Origin of the sequence: Cohnella rhizosphaerae, assembly GCF_029525575.1 — a bacterium.
In the GTDB taxonomy this organism is placed as follows: Bacteria; Bacillota; Bacilli; order Paenibacillales; family Paenibacillaceae; genus Cohnella; species Cohnella rhizosphaerae.
Genome location: NZ_JAPDIA010000008.1, coordinates 1,890,899 through 1,906,929, shown reverse-complemented (window position 1 = coordinate 1,906,929; position 16,031 = coordinate 1,890,899). Strand labels below are relative to the sequence as shown.

Annotated in this window: 13 protein-coding genes, 1 tRNA gene and 3 pseudogenes; 8 read left to right on the top strand and 9 right to left on the bottom strand. The window is 54.5% G+C overall.

The window, feature by feature from the left end; all coding sequences use genetic code 11:
• Positions 1–10: 10 nt before the first annotated feature.
• From OMP40_RS32615 to OMP40_RS32595, 6 genes and pseudogenes are all read right to left on the bottom strand, one after another.
• Positions 11–940 (bottom strand): Ger(x)C family spore germination protein, encoded by a 930-nt coding sequence (locus OMP40_RS32615; RefSeq protein WP_277537499.1) that lies wholly within the window; start codon positions 938–940, stop codon positions 11–13.
• Position 941: 1 nt separating this feature from the next.
• On the bottom strand, positions 942–1,088 hold the full coding sequence (locus tag OMP40_RS32610) for a hypothetical protein (protein WP_277537497.1): 147 nt from the start codon (positions 1,086–1,088) through the stop codon (positions 942–944).
• Positions 1,085–2,170, bottom strand: a complete 1,086-nt coding sequence (locus tag OMP40_RS32605; protein WP_277537495.1) for a GerAB/ArcD/ProY family transporter — start codon at positions 2,168–2,170, stop codon at positions 1,085–1,087. Before OMP40_RS32605 ends, OMP40_RS32610 begins: the two co-directional genes overlap by 4 nt.
• Complete coding sequence (locus OMP40_RS32600) at positions 2,163–3,062, bottom strand: spore germination protein (RefSeq protein ID WP_277538183.1); 900 nt, start codon at positions 3,060–3,062, stop codon at positions 2,163–2,165. Before OMP40_RS32600 ends, OMP40_RS32605 begins: the two co-directional genes overlap by 8 nt.
• A gap of 22 nt (positions 3,063–3,084) precedes the next feature.
• Positions 3,085–3,357 (bottom strand): annotated as a pseudogene (locus OMP40_RS42620) (spore germination protein); the annotation flags it as partial.
• A gap of 239 nt (positions 3,358–3,596) precedes the next feature.
• Positions 3,597–4,748: a polysaccharide deacetylase family protein gene (locus OMP40_RS32595; protein WP_277537493.1), complete on the bottom strand. Its 1,152-nt coding sequence runs from the start codon at positions 4,746–4,748 to the stop codon at positions 3,597–3,599.
• Positions 4,749–4,924: 176 nt separating this feature from the next.
• Here OMP40_RS32595 and OMP40_RS32590 point away from each other — a divergent pair.
• Both OMP40_RS32590 and OMP40_RS32585 read left to right on the top strand, forming a co-directional pair.
• Positions 4,925–5,013 (top strand) — tRNA-Leu (locus OMP40_RS32590).
• Positions 5,014–5,248: 235 nt separating this feature from the next.
• Complete coding sequence (locus OMP40_RS32585; protein WP_338131299.1) at positions 5,249–6,193, top strand: ketopantoate reductase family protein; 945 nt, start codon at positions 5,249–5,251, stop codon at positions 6,191–6,193.
• 51 nt (positions 6,194–6,244) lie between these two features.
• Here the strand turns inward: OMP40_RS32585 and OMP40_RS32580 are convergent, their stop codons facing one another.
• From OMP40_RS32580 to OMP40_RS32570, 3 genes and pseudogenes are all read right to left on the bottom strand, one after another.
• Positions 6,245–6,394: an ATP-binding protein gene (locus OMP40_RS32580; protein WP_277538179.1), complete on the bottom strand. Its 150-nt coding sequence runs from the start codon at positions 6,392–6,394 to the stop codon at positions 6,245–6,247.
• A 177-nt stretch (positions 6,395–6,571) separates the two neighbouring features.
• A complete protein-coding gene (locus OMP40_RS32575; protein WP_420872100.1) occupies positions 6,572–7,750 on the bottom strand; it encodes a histidine kinase dimerization/phospho-acceptor domain-containing protein in 1,179 nt (392 codons plus the stop codon).
• Positions 7,751–7,983: 233 nt separating this feature from the next.
• A pseudogene (locus tag OMP40_RS32570) lies at positions 7,984–8,720 on the bottom strand (response regulator transcription factor).
• Between the two features lie 172 nt (positions 8,721–8,892).
• Between OMP40_RS32570 and OMP40_RS32565 the strand changes: the two are divergent.
• The 6 genes and pseudogenes from OMP40_RS32565 to OMP40_RS32545 all read left to right on the top strand — a co-directional run bounded on the left by OMP40_RS32565 (position 8,893) and on the right by OMP40_RS32545 (position 15,999).
• Positions 8,893–11,886 carry an efflux RND transporter permease subunit gene (locus OMP40_RS32565; protein ID WP_277537487.1) on the top strand — a complete coding sequence of 998 codons (2,994 nt, stop codon included), beginning with the start codon at positions 8,893–8,895 and terminating at the stop codon, positions 11,884–11,886.
• A 12-nt stretch (positions 11,887–11,898) separates the two neighbouring features.
• The gene (locus tag OMP40_RS32560) at positions 11,899–12,222 is read left to right on the top strand and encodes a YbjQ family protein (protein ID WP_277537485.1); all 324 of its coding nucleotides are present in this window, start codon (positions 11,899–11,901) and stop codon (positions 12,220–12,222) included.
• A gap of 176 nt (positions 12,223–12,398) precedes the next feature.
• Positions 12,399–12,884 (top strand): cupin domain-containing protein, encoded by a 486-nt coding sequence (locus OMP40_RS42615; RefSeq protein WP_420872065.1) that lies wholly within the window; start codon positions 12,399–12,401, stop codon positions 12,882–12,884.
• Positions 12,794–13,357, top strand: coding sequence for a helix-turn-helix transcriptional regulator (locus OMP40_RS32555; RefSeq protein ID WP_277537483.1), 564 nt, complete (start codon positions 12,794–12,796; stop codon positions 13,355–13,357). The genes OMP40_RS42615 and OMP40_RS32555 overlap by 91 nt, the downstream gene beginning before the upstream one ends.
• Positions 13,358–13,428: 71 nt before the next feature.
• On the top strand, positions 13,429–14,577 hold the full coding sequence (locus tag OMP40_RS32550; RefSeq protein WP_338131349.1) for a Gfo/Idh/MocA family protein: 1,149 nt from the start codon (positions 13,429–13,431) through the stop codon (positions 14,575–14,577).
• A 395-nt stretch (positions 14,578–14,972) separates the two neighbouring features.
• Positions 14,973–15,999 (top strand): annotated as a pseudogene (locus OMP40_RS32545) (glycoside hydrolase family 130 protein).
• Positions 16,000–16,031: the final 32 nt, after the last annotated feature.

Sequence of the window (16,031 nt, the reverse complement as noted above, 5' to 3'; positions counted from 1 at the left end):
GCCGTCGTCTTCAGTTATTCGTCTTCAACAGTCCTTCGTCCTGGATAATGACATGGACCTTGAACTCGAATTTCATGAAGGGGTAATATTTCGTTCTCCATTGCCGCAAGTCGTCCCTGGAGAGCTTGTCGCGAAAATACTGCCCCAGGCCCAAAATGTCGGCCTCTTTGGCTTGGGCGGCCTCGAGCATCGCTTCAAAATGCGCCGATAGCTGCTCATCGATTTCCGACTTGATTTGCGCCTCGGTGGGGGAGCCGACGGTCTCGAGCACGGTCACCTTCAAACGCAGCTTGCCTTTCATGATCGCTCGGCCTTTCTGCATCGCGCTGCTTCGGTTCAGCCGATCCGCTACGATTTTAACCGTCGCGTGATCCATCACCTCGATCTTGCCTTGCGTTCCCGCGCCTTTGAACAGATTGTAGAGCAGCGACTCTTCCGAATCGATGACGCCGACCATTTTGCCGTTTCTGATCACAGCAGAGCCGGCGCTCTCGATGGTCGTCGAAAGGCCGGGCTTGACGATCGGGATCACGTCGTCCCGCGTAAACGAGTTCATGCTTCTGAATACTTCCCAGATCCGGGTTTGCACGACTTCAGGCGACCAGCCCGCGTTTTTTTCGAAATAATCGTAAGTTTCCGTGCCGCTGCTCTCGGAGGCCGACTGCAGCTTGTCGAACAGCGGTTCCAGCGGGCCGTCGCTGATCGCGGCGAACGTCTTGTCGGAGATGTCCCTCGCTCGCATGAAGCTCTCGATGCTTTGGCTCAAACCTTTCTCGGCGACGGACCGTTCGAAGATGATGACCTTCAAATGGAGCAAGTCAACTTTTTTTTCCATGTTTCTGTCGATCTTGTCCAAAATTTCGTTGATCGTGATTCCCGATTGGGTGATGATATTGACGTTCGTCTGTCCGGGATTGGGATTCGGAACGACCAGCAGCACCTTATAAGTCCCCCCCGGCCCGTTTAACCCCCATGACGACCGGCAACGACCGGTGATTGATATCCTTGATATCCCAGCATCCGCTAAGCGTCATCGTACCGGCGAGCAGGACGGCGAGGAAGATCGGATTGCGCAAGCTTCTTATCATGCCCGGACGGGCTCCTTTCGACGGTGCCGCATGCCGAGCGCATAGACGACCAGGGGAATGACGAACGCCGCGTAATAGCGCGGGAACGTGTTCCACCACATCAATCGCTCGACGGCGCTCCAGTTCGGCACGAGCAAGCAGACGCTATAGACGATCGCGATCAACAGCAAGCTTGCCGACGGATCGTTCAAAGCGGGAATGCCGCGTTTGAGCAGAAGCAAGGCCATCCACATCGCGAGCGACAAAAACAAGATGACGAAGCACAGCATGCTGATCATGAAAAACATCGTGACGCGGTCGAACATGAGCCAGCTGACATCGACCGTATCCACCGCCGCAATATAGGGGAAAGGAAACTTGGACGCCGTGTTTTCGCCGAAGGTCAGCAGCGGCACATATACCGAAACGAGAAAAAACGGGATCAATCCCAGGCTGGACAAGACGATTTTGCGGCCTTGGAAGGAGATGCGGGACGGGATAAAACCCAAAAACAAAAAGCCGCCGATGAACGCGAACATGCTTTTCAAAAACGGACGGCGAAGCACATACGCAAACGTAGCGGTATCGCGATCCATCAACGGAAGCATGTAATGCCAGTCCGCGTTTTGAAAGGACAGGACGACGACCAGAATGAGAAACGGGAAAAACAAAAGCATGACCAGCATGCCCGTTCTGAAAAGAGATTCAATGCCCAACAGGCAAATAAAGGCGCTTACCGCGAGAAAAAGCAGCATGATCGTCCAGAGCGGGGTATTGCCCAAAAAGACGACGGTTACGATCTCGGCGTAGGCGCGAACGGTGATGATCATGAGCAGGAACAAGTAAAGCGTCAGCGGAAGCAGCATCGCAAAGGCGAAGACGCGGCCGACGCTTTGAAAGAGGTCGATCACATTTTGCGGCGCGCAGTAGCTTAACCCTTTCGTATACACGGCCACAAGTGCGATGTGAATGGAAAAACCCAACAGCACGGCGCACCAGTGACCGACGGAAAGGCTGTCGATGATGTCGGCCGGGTACAGAAAAAAGATCAGGCCGATGTGGGTGATCCAAAACATCACGATCGTTTGCCGGCTTTTATCCATATTTGCGCCCCGCCTTCCAGCGCGATAAGTAAGGAACGCCGAACGTGCTGACGTGCCCGAAATAAGCGCAAATGACGACGATGCCTAAAAATAATCCGAGCACCCCGAACATCGCCGACAGTACGAGCAGTAAATATTTGCAGAGGCGAAGCGCGGTTGCGTTCTGAAATCCGATGACCGTAAAGTTCGCGATCGTCGAAGCGGCCAAAATAATGATGAGCACGTTGCTGACGAGCTTCGCCTGGACGACCGCTTGTCCGAGAATGATGCCGCCGACCATCGTGACGGTCGGTCCGATCGTCGTGGGCATTCGAATCGCGGATTCGAGCGTCAATTCAAGGATCAACAGCAGCAGCAGCGTCTCGACCAGGGCCGGATACGGCACGCCTTCGCGGCTGCCGGCGATCGACAGCGCGATCTCGATCCGCAGTACCTCGGGATTCACCGATACCAGCGCGACGTACAAGCCAGGCAGCAGCACGTTGACCAATACGCCGATCACGCGCAAAATTCGAAATGTAAACATAAATATCACAGGGAAATTGCGATCGTTTTGCGAGACGAACAAATCGGACAGCAAACTTGGCAGCACGAGGGCGAACGGAAACCGGTCCAGGAGGATGACCGCTTTGCCCTGTTCCAGCGCGAAGGCGGCTTCCTGCGGCAGCTCGGACGTGTTGAATCGGGTGATCAGCGCCCATTTTGAAAAGCCCAAAAGAACGGACAACGCTTGCAGATCGGGGATATCCGTGTCGGGAAGCTTCTCGATTTTTTCCATGATCGATTGCAGGAGCTGCGCGTGAATTTTCCCTTCCGCGTATAAAAGGACGGTCTTTCTGCGTTGGCGCTGGCCGAGCGAGTACGATCGTACGCGCAGCATATCCGAAGACAGATGCTTTTTTGACGAGTCCGATATTCGTATCGAGGTCTTCGTTAAATGCGCTGATCGCGCCTCGAAGCACGTTTTCCGTGGTCGGCGCTTCCAAAGCGCGGGTTAGTGCCCGACTTACGGAAAGAAGCCTGCTGCATCGATCGCCCGAATCGGAACAAAGGAGCGCGTCTCCCGCGGAGAGCGCTTCGAGTATTTCTTGCTCGCTTGGTTCGGACAATGGCGTTCCGACGCCGCTGTCGGGAGCGAACAACGGTTTGCCGGCGTCGGCGGCATTCAGGGCAAGCTGCCTGAGCATAACGATCGTCTGCGGCAGATCGATGAGAGAGGTGTAACCGGCCAATAGAACCGGTTCCTCGGCCAGGAAGAGGTGGTGCACAAACAGATCCGAATCTGTGGCTTGTCTCGACTTCAGGAAGGCAAGCAGTTTCATGAGTCACGCCCCTCGCGATAATTTTCCATTATCCCCCCCAGCGAAGGCCGGTAAACGTTCGCGGACCATAAAGGGCGAAAATGGCGAGGGGCGCGCCGAGTCGATCAGGGCGAAGCGGGTTGGCGAGGAGGGGAGGACGTCGTTTCGCGATGCCGGAGCAGCGCGATGCCGACGTAAAGCCACGCCGCGAAGGAGGCGGCTGCTGCGGCCAAGGATCCGATGGCGACGCGCTTGTACGCCGGCGCGCGGTCGAAGTGCGCATGGCCGAGCCGCTGCTTCGCCTGCTTCATGAGCGCGAGCTGCAGCTCGGGGTTGTTGCTCATGCCGCCCGCGTTTAACCGGAAGCCGTTCGTCTGTCCCGGCTTGTTCAAGCCGCTCTTGACGGTCAGCGTCACGTCGATGCCGTTGCGTTTGCAGATCCGCAGCAGCGGCTCCGAGAAGGCGCCGTAAGGAAAGGCGAGCACGTGATTGTCTTCGCCGAGCTCCCTTTTCAGCACGGCATTGGCCTGCCGCAGATCTGCGTCCACGCGGGCTTCGTATTCCTTTTCCGTCTCCCTGCGTCCCTTGTCTTTCAGATACAGCCGGCTTGAGAGCGCAGGCTCCGGATGCTTGCCGTGCGCGTCCGTCGGACCATAATAATGAGAATCGTACGTATGGTTGAAGAAGTCGATGCCCTTGCCGTGCATTTCTTTGACCTGGTCCCAATTGAGCTTCTCCACGCCGGGCATCCGCGAATTGCCGATCGTGTCTACGATCAGGAAGCTGGCGGCCGGCGCTCGATATTTCTCGAGCAGCGGATAGGCATACTTATAGAAGGATTCGTAGCCGTCGTCGAACGTCAGCAGAACCGCGTTTTCAGGCACGTGCCGGCCGTGAAGGATGAAGTCCCGGTATTGGCGCATGGAGATCCAGTGGAAATTGTTGTCCTTCATCAGCCGAAGCTGGCGTTCGAAGTTCGCCGCGGACAGCGAACGGACGTCCGTAGGCTTCGCGGTGACGTCATGGTACATAAGCACGAGCACGCGATCGCGATAGTAGTGCCCGTTCGGCTCGTCCGCGCCCGTCTTAAGGCCGGATAAAGACGGGGCGGGGGCGCCCGCCGGCCCGTCCGCGCCGCCGCCTGCAGAAGCGCTGTAAAAGAGGCGCTGCAAAACAGGGAACCGGCTATGGTAAGCTAGCACGAAGCTTACGCTGAACGCGGCGGTCGCCATGACCAGAACGATCGACAAAGCGGCAAATCGCGTTTTTAATCGCATGGTGCATCTCCTCTTGCAGCCGGCCGCTTAAGCTTGCCACGCCGTTGATTTGGGTTACCCGTATAAGACGACGCAGCCGGAGGAATGGTTACCGAAAAAAAAAGCTTTACATTTCGCTGAGGAATCTATATAATCTGATTTATCGTCTTGCGAGAGCAATTGAACAAGATGAATACGCGGTCGTGGCGGAATTGGCAGACGCGCTGGATTCAGGTTCCAGTGGGCTAACCCCCCCGTGGAGGTTCGAGTCCTCTCGACCGCACCACTTTAACATGAATGAGCCCCTGAATTCGTCCTTGAGACGATTCGGGGGCTTTTTTGCATATTGGAGATTTAGGAGATTTGCAAGGTGTCGCTCATGACCTGTGCCGAAGAAATCTTTGCACTGTAGTCAAGATGAGCATAAATGTTAGCCCTCGTGGAGAAATATCATCCGACAAATAATAAAAATCTGATGTTTGATAAAGGCATATTGAAGATTTATCATAACATCATACAACATGTTGTTTGATAATAAAAAAGAAAACGTTTTTAAAATTGGGGTGAATTTGATGTCAGTAAAACAAAATCGAATTTTAATTTTTGGCGCAGGCGTTATAGGGAGCATATACGCAATGAAATTTATGGAAGCAGGGCTGGACGTTACGATGTTTGCGCGTTCCAATCGATATCAAGCATTGAAAGATAATGGCTTGCAATATCATGAAAAAGGTGCGGTTAAATCTGTAAAAGTAAATGTCATTGATACGCTTGAAAATGACGATGTATATGATTTTATTTTGGTTGCCGTTCGTTATGATCGATCCGAATCGGCGTTGTTAGCGCTCAAAGACAATCAAAGCAAAAATATAGTTACCATGATTAGCAACTCAATTGGATTTTCTTCGTGGCTGGATATCGTCGGAGATAGACTTTTACCGGCTTTTCCCGGAGTTGGCGGACAGATCAAAGAAGGAATACTGTATGCTCGAATTCCTCCAAAGGCGCTAATGGCTACTACGTTCGGAGAAATTAACGGTTTAGTGACAGAACGTGTAGAAAAGCTCGTAAAAATATTTGAAACAGCAAAGCTTGCCTGCGCAATGAATAAGGATATGAAATCGTATCTAATCACACATTCGGTATCGGACATTGCCTTGCTTAGCGTTTTACATCTTGACGATAAAACAGTTAAAACCAGAAAAACGGCACACAAAATTACCGTCACTTTAAAATCGTATTTAAGGGCATTACAAAAAGCCGGCGTTGCTATTAATCCGGCTACATTTAAAATTGTGCTTAAAATTCCGGATTTGATTTTGGATTTTTTCTTTATGATTTGGCTGCGGACTAAAATGGTGAGGGATATGAGGTTGCCGGATTATGCTGGAAATGCAAACAACGAAATCGTGCATCTGAATAACGATTTATTGAAGTTTTTAAGGCCGTATAATATCACGCCATAAGAACGAAAACAGATGCGAGCTGTGCCGGCGTCTGTGCGCGCCACTCTACTGTCAGCAGGGCAACAGAATCTCGATTTCCGTGCCTTGCCACACCTTGGAATGCACCTGAATTTCGCCGCCGTGCGCTTCTACGATGGTTTTGGCAATGCTCATCCCGAGTCCGGAGCCTTCCGTCGATTCTTCCGTATTCGTCCCCCCGATAGTAGCGGTTGAACAGATGATGCAGCGTCTCCTCGTCCATTCCTTTGCCGTTATCGATTACTTTTATGCATGCCATATGGTTTTTTTTTGCCGATCGATATGGTGATGACCACGCCCGGAGGGTTATGCTTGACGGCGTTGGACAGCAAGTTGTCCATCAGCCGCTGCAGCCAAGTCTCATCTGCCTTTACCAGGATGGGATGCTCGTTCCCAACGTAGCGAAATTGATATTCGGACATCGTGGCGTCGTTGACATACTTTAGTACGGAGCGACGCACGAGTTCGTCCAAATCCATCTCCCGGGGCTCCATGATCGATTTTCCTTGTTTGAGCCGATGAATCAAAGAAAAGTCGGAGATCAGCTCGAGCATATAATCCCCCCTTCTCGCGGATCGTCGCGCCCATGATCCGCATCTCTTCGTGGCTCCATTGTGTGGGCAAGCTCTCGAGCATATACCCATAACCTTGAATCGTGGCCAGAGGCGTGCGCAGATCGTGGGAGATCCCCGACATCCACTCCGTTTGCGCCTTCTCCAGCCTGATCCGTTCCTTCTCCGCTTGAGCCAATTGATGAGTCATCCGATAGAAGGATTCAATGACCTCCTTATAGAGCCTGTAACGGATTCGCAGCTTGCCACTGCGGCGAAATACTTTAGGCAAATCCTTGGCGGTCAGTACCTGGTCGTACTGTCCTCGATCCATACGTTCGAACCAGCCTGCGAACAGAATAAGCGGCTGACCGTAACGGTAGCCGTGCCAGACGGAGATGGACAAAGCCAAGAGCAGGATCAGTGCGGCAAACCAGACAAGTTCACGGGTTGTCGTCCCCAGCACCGGATGCTTTAGCGGACCGCCAGAGGGATTGGGGGTATAGAGAATCCAGGTCATACCGCTCGGATTGTCCTTGTGGGCGACAATTTTCGTATCGTAGTTGCTGGGGGATTGCGCGATGGCCAGGATATCCAGCGGACGATAGGCTTTCTGCGCGAATGCTTTATCGCCGATGGCTTGCAGGGTATGACTCCCAGCGTCGATGATTTGCAAATAGCTGCCGTTGGCGTTCAGAATCCGGTCCAAGACAGGAATTGCATCGCTCCGCACGGTTCCATGTTGTCCGTAGGCATCGAACCAGGCATGGAGCTGGTTAAGTTCGGAACTACGGTAGCCCAGCATGTAGAGAAGCGGTTCTTTGAAAGTAAAATTGAGTTCGGTGTGTACGGCATACGTCCCAAACGCCCGTGTCTCTTGAATATCGAGCAATTGTGCGGTGGCGTAGGAAGTCGGCAAATCAGGGGACGAAGTTGTATTGACGGCGTAAATCACTTCGCCTCCGGCACCGACTACCTGCAGCCACATTCCGTTCTGTTCGATTAATTTGTTCCATTTGGGGGAGATCTCAATGGTCCCATCCTTGAATTGGGCTTCTTGCGCGATCAACTGCAGGGCGCCAACCGGAAAATTCCGACGAAGCTCTTTATTGGACATGTTCTGGAAGAACAGGATAAAAGCAACCAAAGAAATGGTCACGATCAGCAGGGCGTAGAAGATCAATTGATACGTGAAATGGAAAGCCATACGATGCTGCATCCTCATCGCTCCTGCGTCTCCTTCGCCAGCTTGTAACCAAGCCCCCCGTACGGTGAGCAACTGCTTCGGATTGCCGGGATCGGTCTCGATCCGCTCCCGAATGCGCCGGATATGCACCATGACCGTCGAGTCATCGCCCTGTCCGTTGATCCCCCCATACCTTGTCGTAGAGCTGCGTCTTGGAAAATACGACCCCGGGAAACTTGCAGAAGTGCAGCAGCAGCTGGAATTCCTGCGCAGGGCAAGGAACCGGCTGTCCCTCCACGATCAACTCGCCTTCTGCCTCGTTGACGGTGAAGCGGCTGAACCGATAAATCCCCGGTTCGAGCCGCTTTCCCGAACCGGAAGCGGGAACTTCAGGCTCCAGACGGCGAATGCGCGCCTGAATTCTGGCGGCCACCTCCAGGGGATTGAAGGGCTTCGTAATATAATCGTCTCCTCCCATCGCGAAGCCCCGGAGGACATCGAGATCGGAAGCTTTAGCGGTCAAAAACAAAATATGCGGATTCCCGTATTCGCGAAGTTTGGAGCAGAGCTCCAGGCCGCTGCCGTCCGGGAGCATAATGTCCAGAAGAACGATATCGGGGGACACTTTCGCCGCCAGGTCGAGCGCTCCCGCGAATGTGGAAGCCGAATACAGCTGATGAAACCCTTCTCTGCGCAGCACCATTCGCAGCATCGTGACAATCGAAGGCTCGTCGTCGACGATGGCGATACGAATATCGGATACATTTGTCATCGTTTTCACCCTTGTCCATGGTAGCACATTCACTTTAACAGAACCTAAACGACGCGGGGAATCGTTCATCTGTTGTTAAACGATTCGTTTAGGTTTCGTTTCAATGAGGTTGGTAGGATAGGAATCGAGCAATAGACACCTATCGATAGGAATCGGAAGGAGAAAGAATCAGTTGAAAAGATTTTTAGAAGGCGTATTCCGCAACAAAGCGGCGATCTCGATTGTTGTGGTGATGGTGCTCGGCATCGGAATCTTTAGCTACTTCAAGCTTCCCATGGAACTTATGCCGGAGTCGGACAGCCCGCAGGTAACGGTTAGCGTAATCGGGCCGGGGTATGACGCCGCCACGATGGAGCGGCAGGTGACGAACTCGCTGGAGCAAGCATTGTCGGCAATCAAGGGCAAGGCCGATACGTTCTCGACTTCGGGAGACGGCTTCTCCCAGATTAACCTGGTCTTCGATACCGAGACAAACATGAAGCAAGCCAAAGCGGATGTCGAGCAAGCGGTGAATGCCGTGCAGTTGCCGGAGCGCATGTCGCCTCCGTTCGTGGTACAGTTCGACACGTCCATGATTCCGATCTCGTTCGTCTCGCTCACGTTTGCAGATGGGACAAGCGAGGCGCGGAAGGAAAAGCTGGAACAGCAGGCGATCGACGCCTTCCGTTCGATCGACGGAGCCGGCGAGATTCAACTGTCCGGCAAGTCGCTGCCCTTCGTCGGCGTGTTTCCGAACACGGAGAAGCTGGCGGCCAAAGGAATACCGCTTCAGTCTCTTTACGCCGTGCTGCAAGGCCGCAACGCCTCGTCTTCCGTCGGCCAGCTGTCGCTGGACGGGGCAGTCGTCAACCTGAATGTCGCCTCCGGCCTTCAAGGCATCGAGTCGCTGAAGAAGCTGCCGGTCGCAAACGGAGTCGCCCTGGGCGACGTGGCGAACGTCAAACTGCTGAACGACCAGGAAAGCATCAATCGTCTTAACGGCAAGGACTCGCTGATGATCACCGTATCCAAAGCGGCCAGCTCCAACGCGGTAAGCGTGGGCAAAGGCGTGGAGAAGATCATCAAGCAGATGAACGAGGATAACCGGGATGTCGAGCTGAAGCTGATGATAAGCACGTCCGAGCAGGTCGTCCATTCCGTCAACAGCATGATGCAAGAAGTGCTCATGGGCGCCTTGTTCGCCGCGATCGTCATCCTTCTGTTCATGCGCAACGTCCGGGCGACGCTCGTCACGATCGTCTCGATCCCGTTGTCGCTGGCCATGACGCTATATTTGCTCGATTTGTCGAACATCACGCTCAATATTTTGACGTTGGGCGGCGTCGCCGTCGCGGTCGGACGTCTCGTGGACGACAGCATCGTCGTTATCGAGAACATTTTCCGCCGCTTGCAGAAAGAGTCGTTCTCTGTATCGGTCGTCATCGACGCCACCAAGGAAGTGTCGAGGGCGATCACCGCTTCGACGTTAACGACGGTCGCCGTGTTCCTGCCCATGGGGCTCTTGCGCGGTTCGCTTCAATCGTTTCTGCTGCCGTTCGCCTTGACCGTCGCCTATTCGCTGCTGTCGTCGCTGATCGTCGCGCTGACCGTCATTCCGCTCTTGAGCGCCAGCGTTCTTCGCAAGGCGTCGATCAAGGAGCATCTGCCATCCAAACGATTTGCGGCGTTCCTGCACTGGAATTTACGGCACAAGTGGGTACCGATCCTCCTCGCGTTCGTGCTGCTGATCGGCTCCGTTGGCGTCTACTTCACGATGCCGAAGGGCGCAATCGATACTTCCGACGCCACGAATCTTAACGTGACGCTCGAATATAAGCCGGATACCCCGACGGATCAAGTGTTCGAAAACGGTAAAAAGCTCGAAGCGTTCCTGATGAAGCAGGAAGGCCAGGAGTGGGTCAACATGAGCCTGGGCAACAGCGCCGACGCCGCCAAGTACGGAAGCGTCCAATCGCCGACCCTCGTATCTTATTTGCTGCAGGTGAAGAAAGGCGGCGCCGCCGACGAGATCGTCGAGGCCGTCAAGGCGGAGCGCCCGAACTACCCTGGAGCGGAGCTGAATGCCGGCTTCGGAGGCGCGGGAGGCACGAGCGTGTTCGTTGACGTATCCGGAGACGATCCCGGCCTGCTGACGAAGACGGCTGACGAGATCGTCGCCAAGATCAAGCCGATTCCGGATGTGCTCAAAGTCGAAACGAACCAGGAAGAGAAGAAGACGGTGTATACGCTGCAAGTGAATCCGACCGAAGCCAATGCCGGTGACATCGCCTCCCAGCTGCAAGGGATGCTCAATCCGGTGCAGATCGGCGAGGTACAGACGGAAGGCCGCTCGCTGCACGTCTCCGTCCAGCCGGTGCTTGCTCCGAAGTCCGAGCGCGATCTGGATGGCCTTACCGTCCTGACCGACGCCGGTTCGAAGCCGGTATCCAGCGTAGCGAAGTGGGTCAAGGAAGAGAAGCCGACTGAATTCTACCATAAAGACGGGAAGAGCTATATTCGCGTTACGGCGACGGTCGATCCGAGCAAACTGTCCGTCGTCGGCGGCAAAATATCGCTGGAGATGAAAGACGTGAAGCCGCCGGAAGGCGTCAATATTTACGTAGGCGGGGCTTCCGCCGACCAATCTTCCGACTTCACCAGCCTGTTCGGAATGATGCTCATCTCCATCGGCATCGTGTACCTGATCATGGTCTTCACGTTTAAGACGCTGCGAGCGCCGATCGCCATTCTCGCTTCGATCTTGTTCGTGCCGATCGGAGCGGTGCTAGGCCTGATCGTCACCGGCGTGACGCCTGACTTCACCGCGATCTTCGGCGTCGTCATGCTTATCGGCATCGTCGTCACGAACGCGATCGTGCTGATCGACCGCGTGAAGCAGAACGAAGAAAGGATGACGATCCGCGAAGCGCTGCTGGAAGCGGTCGGCACCCGGATGCGCCCCATTCTGATGACTGCGATTGCGACCGTATGCGCCATGCTGCCGCTCGTGTTCGGCGTGTCGGAAAGCGGAAGCATCGTCTCGCAAAGTCTCGCCATCGTCGTCATCGGCGGCCTTATCGTCGCCACGCTTCTCACGCTAGTGATCGTGCCTTGCATCTACGAGCTGCTGTTCTTCCGCAAGTCCCGTCGTCAGCGGACGGCTGCCCGGCAAACGGCCTCGTTCTGAACATATAGGAGAATGATGATCATGTTGGTTGCTACAATCGATAACATCCCCGGTAAAAATGTGGAAATCGTCGGACTGGTAAGAGGCGTTATTGTTAGTTCAAAGCATATTGAAAAAGATATTATGGCCTCGCTAAAAGAGATAAAGGGCGGGGAGATCAAGTCGTACACAGATATGAAGGATGCTGCATTCGATGCGGCTACGGAAAGAATGGTTAAAGAGGCCCAAGAGCTGGGAGCGGACGGAATTATTGGCGTTCGCTATACGGCCAAGTTTGTTAAAGATGCGACCGTCAGCATTTGCTCCTATGGAACGGCCGTCAAATTTGTGAAGTAGAGGCACGAGGAAAAGCGAAGCCCTTGAATGCGTCTCTGCGACGGTTCAGGGGCTTTTTTGCATGATCGGGGTGCTCTTGACTCCTGGCAAACGTGCGCTTAAGGTGATTAGTAATATAGCAAGCACTCGCTAATGGAACCCTTGAAAAAAGGAGCGCCGGGCCGAGAGGGGATACGATGGATCAAGAAGTGACGTATGAACAGAAAAACAATCGAAAAGACTTTCATTTCGACCATATTTATTTCGAGAATCCGCAGCGGTTCGGATCGATTCGTCTCTTCCAGGTTGGTGACCTAAGCTGTCAAGGCGGGTACGTCGTTAACGAACACGAGCAATTCTGCTACGAGCTCAGCTATATCGTCTCCGGCCGGGGATGGTTCAAGGCCGGCGGCGCGTCGCATGCGGTAAAGGAAGGCGACATCGTGCTTAACGTCCCGGGGAAAAACACGCCTGCCGGGCGGACGATGACGAACCGTTCCGGTATTATTATGTCGGGTTCGATTTTGCGGAAGGCGAGGCAGGCGAGGAAGGCGAGAAAGGCGAACCGTCGACCCTGGAGCCGATCCGGAAAATGTTCGATCGGACGCCGCAGCCCGTCGTTGCGAACCTGCTGGGCATCGAAGCTCCGTTCGCCGGCATCTTCAAGGAGCTGGTCAACCTGAAGAGCTATTCCTCCTTCATGATCGGCTCGTATTTGCAGCAGCTCGTCGTACTGGCCTACCGCAGCTTCCACGACAGCGGGGAGACGGCGTATTCGCCCATGCTGCAGGGCAAGGACATGACGAAGCCGGTCCACGACGTGATCAAGTACATTGAAGACAATTGGCTTCGGATCACGGAGCTCGGCGCGATGGCGGAGGAGCTGCACTACAGCTACTCCTATTTGTCGCATCAATTTTCCAAAGAAGTGGGGCTTACGATTCAGGAGTATTACAATCGCAAGCGATTCGAGCAAGCCGTCAAGCTGCTGCGCGAAGGCCGGCTGACGGTCACTCAGATCGCGGACCAGCTCCGCTATCAATCGATTCATTCGTTCAGCAAGGCGTTCCGCCAGCACTTCGGCATCTCTCCTACCGAATACCAGTCCATCGCGACAAGCGCAAATCAGGTCCAACAGAATGGCGAATCCGGCTAAATCCGCGCAGCCTTAGACGTGGTATGCTGGCTTCATGCCAATCGATCCGGAGGGATGCACGAGTGAGCAAAATGAAAGTAGCCGTCATCGGCTGCGGCATGATCGCCAGAACCCAGCATATTCAGCATTATCACGATAACGACAAGGCCGCTATCAAGATGCTCGTCGATCCGTTGGAGGAGCGCGCCCGATCGCTTGCGGCCGAATTCAACGTGCCCCATACATCCGCGGATTACAGGGCGATCCTGGAAGACGACGAGATCGAAGCCGTATCGATCTGCACGCCGAACGACACGCATGCGCCGATCGCCATCGATTGCCTGAACGCCGGCAAGCATGTGCTCTGCGAGAAGCCGGCCGCGCTGAACATGGAGCAAGTCCGCGAGATGCAAGCGGCGGCGAATCGCAACGGCCGCATATTGAACATCGGCGTCGTCAACCGCTACGCTGCCGGGGTCAACCGGATCAAGGACATGATCGAAGGCGGCGAGCTCGGACGCGTTTATCACGTCTACTGCTCCTTCCGCTCGCATCGCTCGATTCCGGGACTGGGCGGCCCGTTCACGACGAAGTCGAAGTCGGGCGGCGGCGTCTTGATCGACTGGGGCGTCCACTTCCTCGATCTCATCTTCTACAGTCTGGGACAGCCTGGCGCCCGAACCGTATCCGGCGAAATTTACGGCGAGCTGGCAAAGGACATGAAGGCCTACGCGTATGTGAATATGTGGGCCGGTCCGCCGAATTATAACGGCACGTACGACGTAGAAGATTTTGTTACCGGCTTGGTTCGCACGACAGGTCCGACGATCAGCCTCAATGGGGCATGGGCGCAAAATATCGGGGGAATCCGCGATGTTCGTGGAGTTTCTGGGCGACAAGGCCGGCGTCAAGCTCGACTACGGCAGCGGCGACTTCAAAGTATACGGCGCCAAGGACGGCATGCTGCTGGAGACGAGCCCGTCGTTCGCCAAGACGGACAAGTTCGCCTCGGAGATCGACGATTTCCTGCGCTCCGCAGCTTCGGGCATCAAGGGCCGTGCGAATATCGATCAGGTCATGACCACGTCCGAAGTCATGGACGCCCTCTATCGTTCCGCCGCGCTCGGGAGAGAAGTAACGCTGTAATTCAGAGCTTGCTGAGCCATGGATGCGAATCCATGGCTTTTTTTTTGACCAATTGGAAGCCATCAAATTCGGTGTTGGTTGCTGCCCAATTTTAGTTTGCTTCAGTAGCAACCCAAGAAACCCGCTCCGCGGCCGTTTCAACAGCGATTGGCTATAGGCCGCGAGCACGGGCGGCTGTGGAGGCGTTGGCGCGGTTGGTTGTGCGTTCAGGCGGGCGCGGGCTGTCCGTCGATCGTGCACGCGCTTGATGCAAGGACCGTCAGGAAGAGCTGCGATCTTCCCTGACGGTTTTACTCGTATGCGCTTTGCAAGGGTTCGGAGGCCATGCATTTAGATGGGGAGCTGACTTGCTGCCCGGAAAAACGCAATCATTCGCATTTATCGGACGTTTTCTGAAGCCTGTCGGATATTTTGTCCAAGCCTGCAGCGCTATAATGATAACGAATTGCGATCCATCCAGGCCAATCATCCGTCATACCAGGAGGTAGTCATGCTTAACATTACCAGACATCCCGAGAATCCGATCGTCGTTCCCGGATTGTTCGAGTGGAGAAAAGCAACCGTATTCAATCCCGCCGTCATCATCGACAATGGAAAATTTTATATGATCGAACGTACGGCAGGATCCTTGACGCCCTGCAAAAACTTCCTGGGCCTGCTGGAAAGCGAGGACGGCGTTCACTTCAAGCATGTGGTGGACGAGCCGGTCGTGACGCCGGACATGCTCGGCTTTCCTTACGGCAGCGTGCAGGATCCGCGCATCGTCAAGATCGACGATACGTTTTACTTGAATTATGCGCTGCGTCCTTGCGCGATGAATTATTATCCGACGGGCACCGGCATACCGGAACGCGCCATCCCTCAATACCCGGACGGCTGGGGCGATGAGGACGTGCATTGGCGGACCCGCTCGGGCATATTGACCTCCAAAGATTTAATCCATTGGGATTACTTGTGCGATACGACGCCGTTGGAGATTAACGACCGCGACAATATTCTGTTCCCCGAGAAGATTAACGGCAAGTTCGCGCTGCTGCGCAGGCCCGAAGAATACGTAGGCGAGGCTTACGGGACGAAGCAGGCGGCGATGTGGATCAGCTACTCGGATGATTTGATCCATTGGGAAGCGCCGAAGCTGCTGGCCACGGCAGGACCGGAAGCATGGGAGCAGAAGAAGATCGGCGGCTCCACGCCCCCCGGTGCGGACGGATAAAGGCTGGCTGGTCCTGTACCATGGCGTGGACTACGATACCGTCTATCGAGTCGGCGCGTTGCTGCTGGACCTCGACAATCCCGAGAAGATCATTGCCAGGACGAATCATTTTATTATGGAACCGGAAACCTACTACGAGAAATTCGGCTACCAGATCCCGAATGTCATCTTCCCGACGGGCAACGTGGTGAAGGACGGTCTCCTGTATATCTACTACGGCGTTACGGATACGGCCATTGCGCTCGCTACCGTTCCGCTGGACGAGCTTGTCGACTATGTGCTGAACGAAAATGATCAAGGTTAGTTTAAAAAAATCGGATGTTATCGTAAGTTTGT

Bases quoted from the DNA above. Each gene is read 5' to 3' on its own strand.
- OMP40_RS32610 (WP_277537497.1), bottom strand. From the start codon at position 1,088: ATGATAAGAAGCTTGCGCAATCCGATCTTCCTCGCCGTCCTGCTCGCC.
- OMP40_RS32605 (WP_277537495.1), bottom strand. From the start codon at position 2,170: ATGGATAAAAGCCGGCAAACGATCGTGATGTTTTGGATCACCCACATC.
- OMP40_RS32595 (WP_277537493.1), bottom strand. From the start codon at position 4,748: ATGCGATTAAAAACGCGATTTGCCGCTTTGTCGATCGTTCTGGTCATG.
- OMP40_RS32585 (WP_338131299.1), top strand. From the start codon at position 5,249: ATGTTGTTTGATAATAAAAAAGAAAACGTTTTTAAAATTGGGGTGAAT.
- OMP40_RS32575 (WP_420872100.1), bottom strand. From the start codon at position 7,750: ATGTGGCTGCAGGTAGTCGGTGCCGGAGGCGAAGTGATTTACGCCGTC.
- OMP40_RS32560 (WP_277537485.1), top strand. From the start codon at position 11,899: ATGATGATCATGTTGGTTGCTACAATCGATAACATCCCCGGTAAAAAT.
- OMP40_RS42615 (WP_420872065.1), top strand. From the start codon at position 12,399: ATGGATCAAGAAGTGACGTATGAACAGAAAAACAATCGAAAAGACTTT.
- OMP40_RS32555 (WP_277537483.1), top strand. From the start codon at position 12,794: ATGTTCGATCGGACGCCGCAGCCCGTCGTTGCGAACCTGCTGGGCATC.
- OMP40_RS32550 (WP_338131349.1), top strand. From the start codon at position 13,429: ATGAAAGTAGCCGTCATCGGCTGCGGCATGATCGCCAGAACCCAGCAT.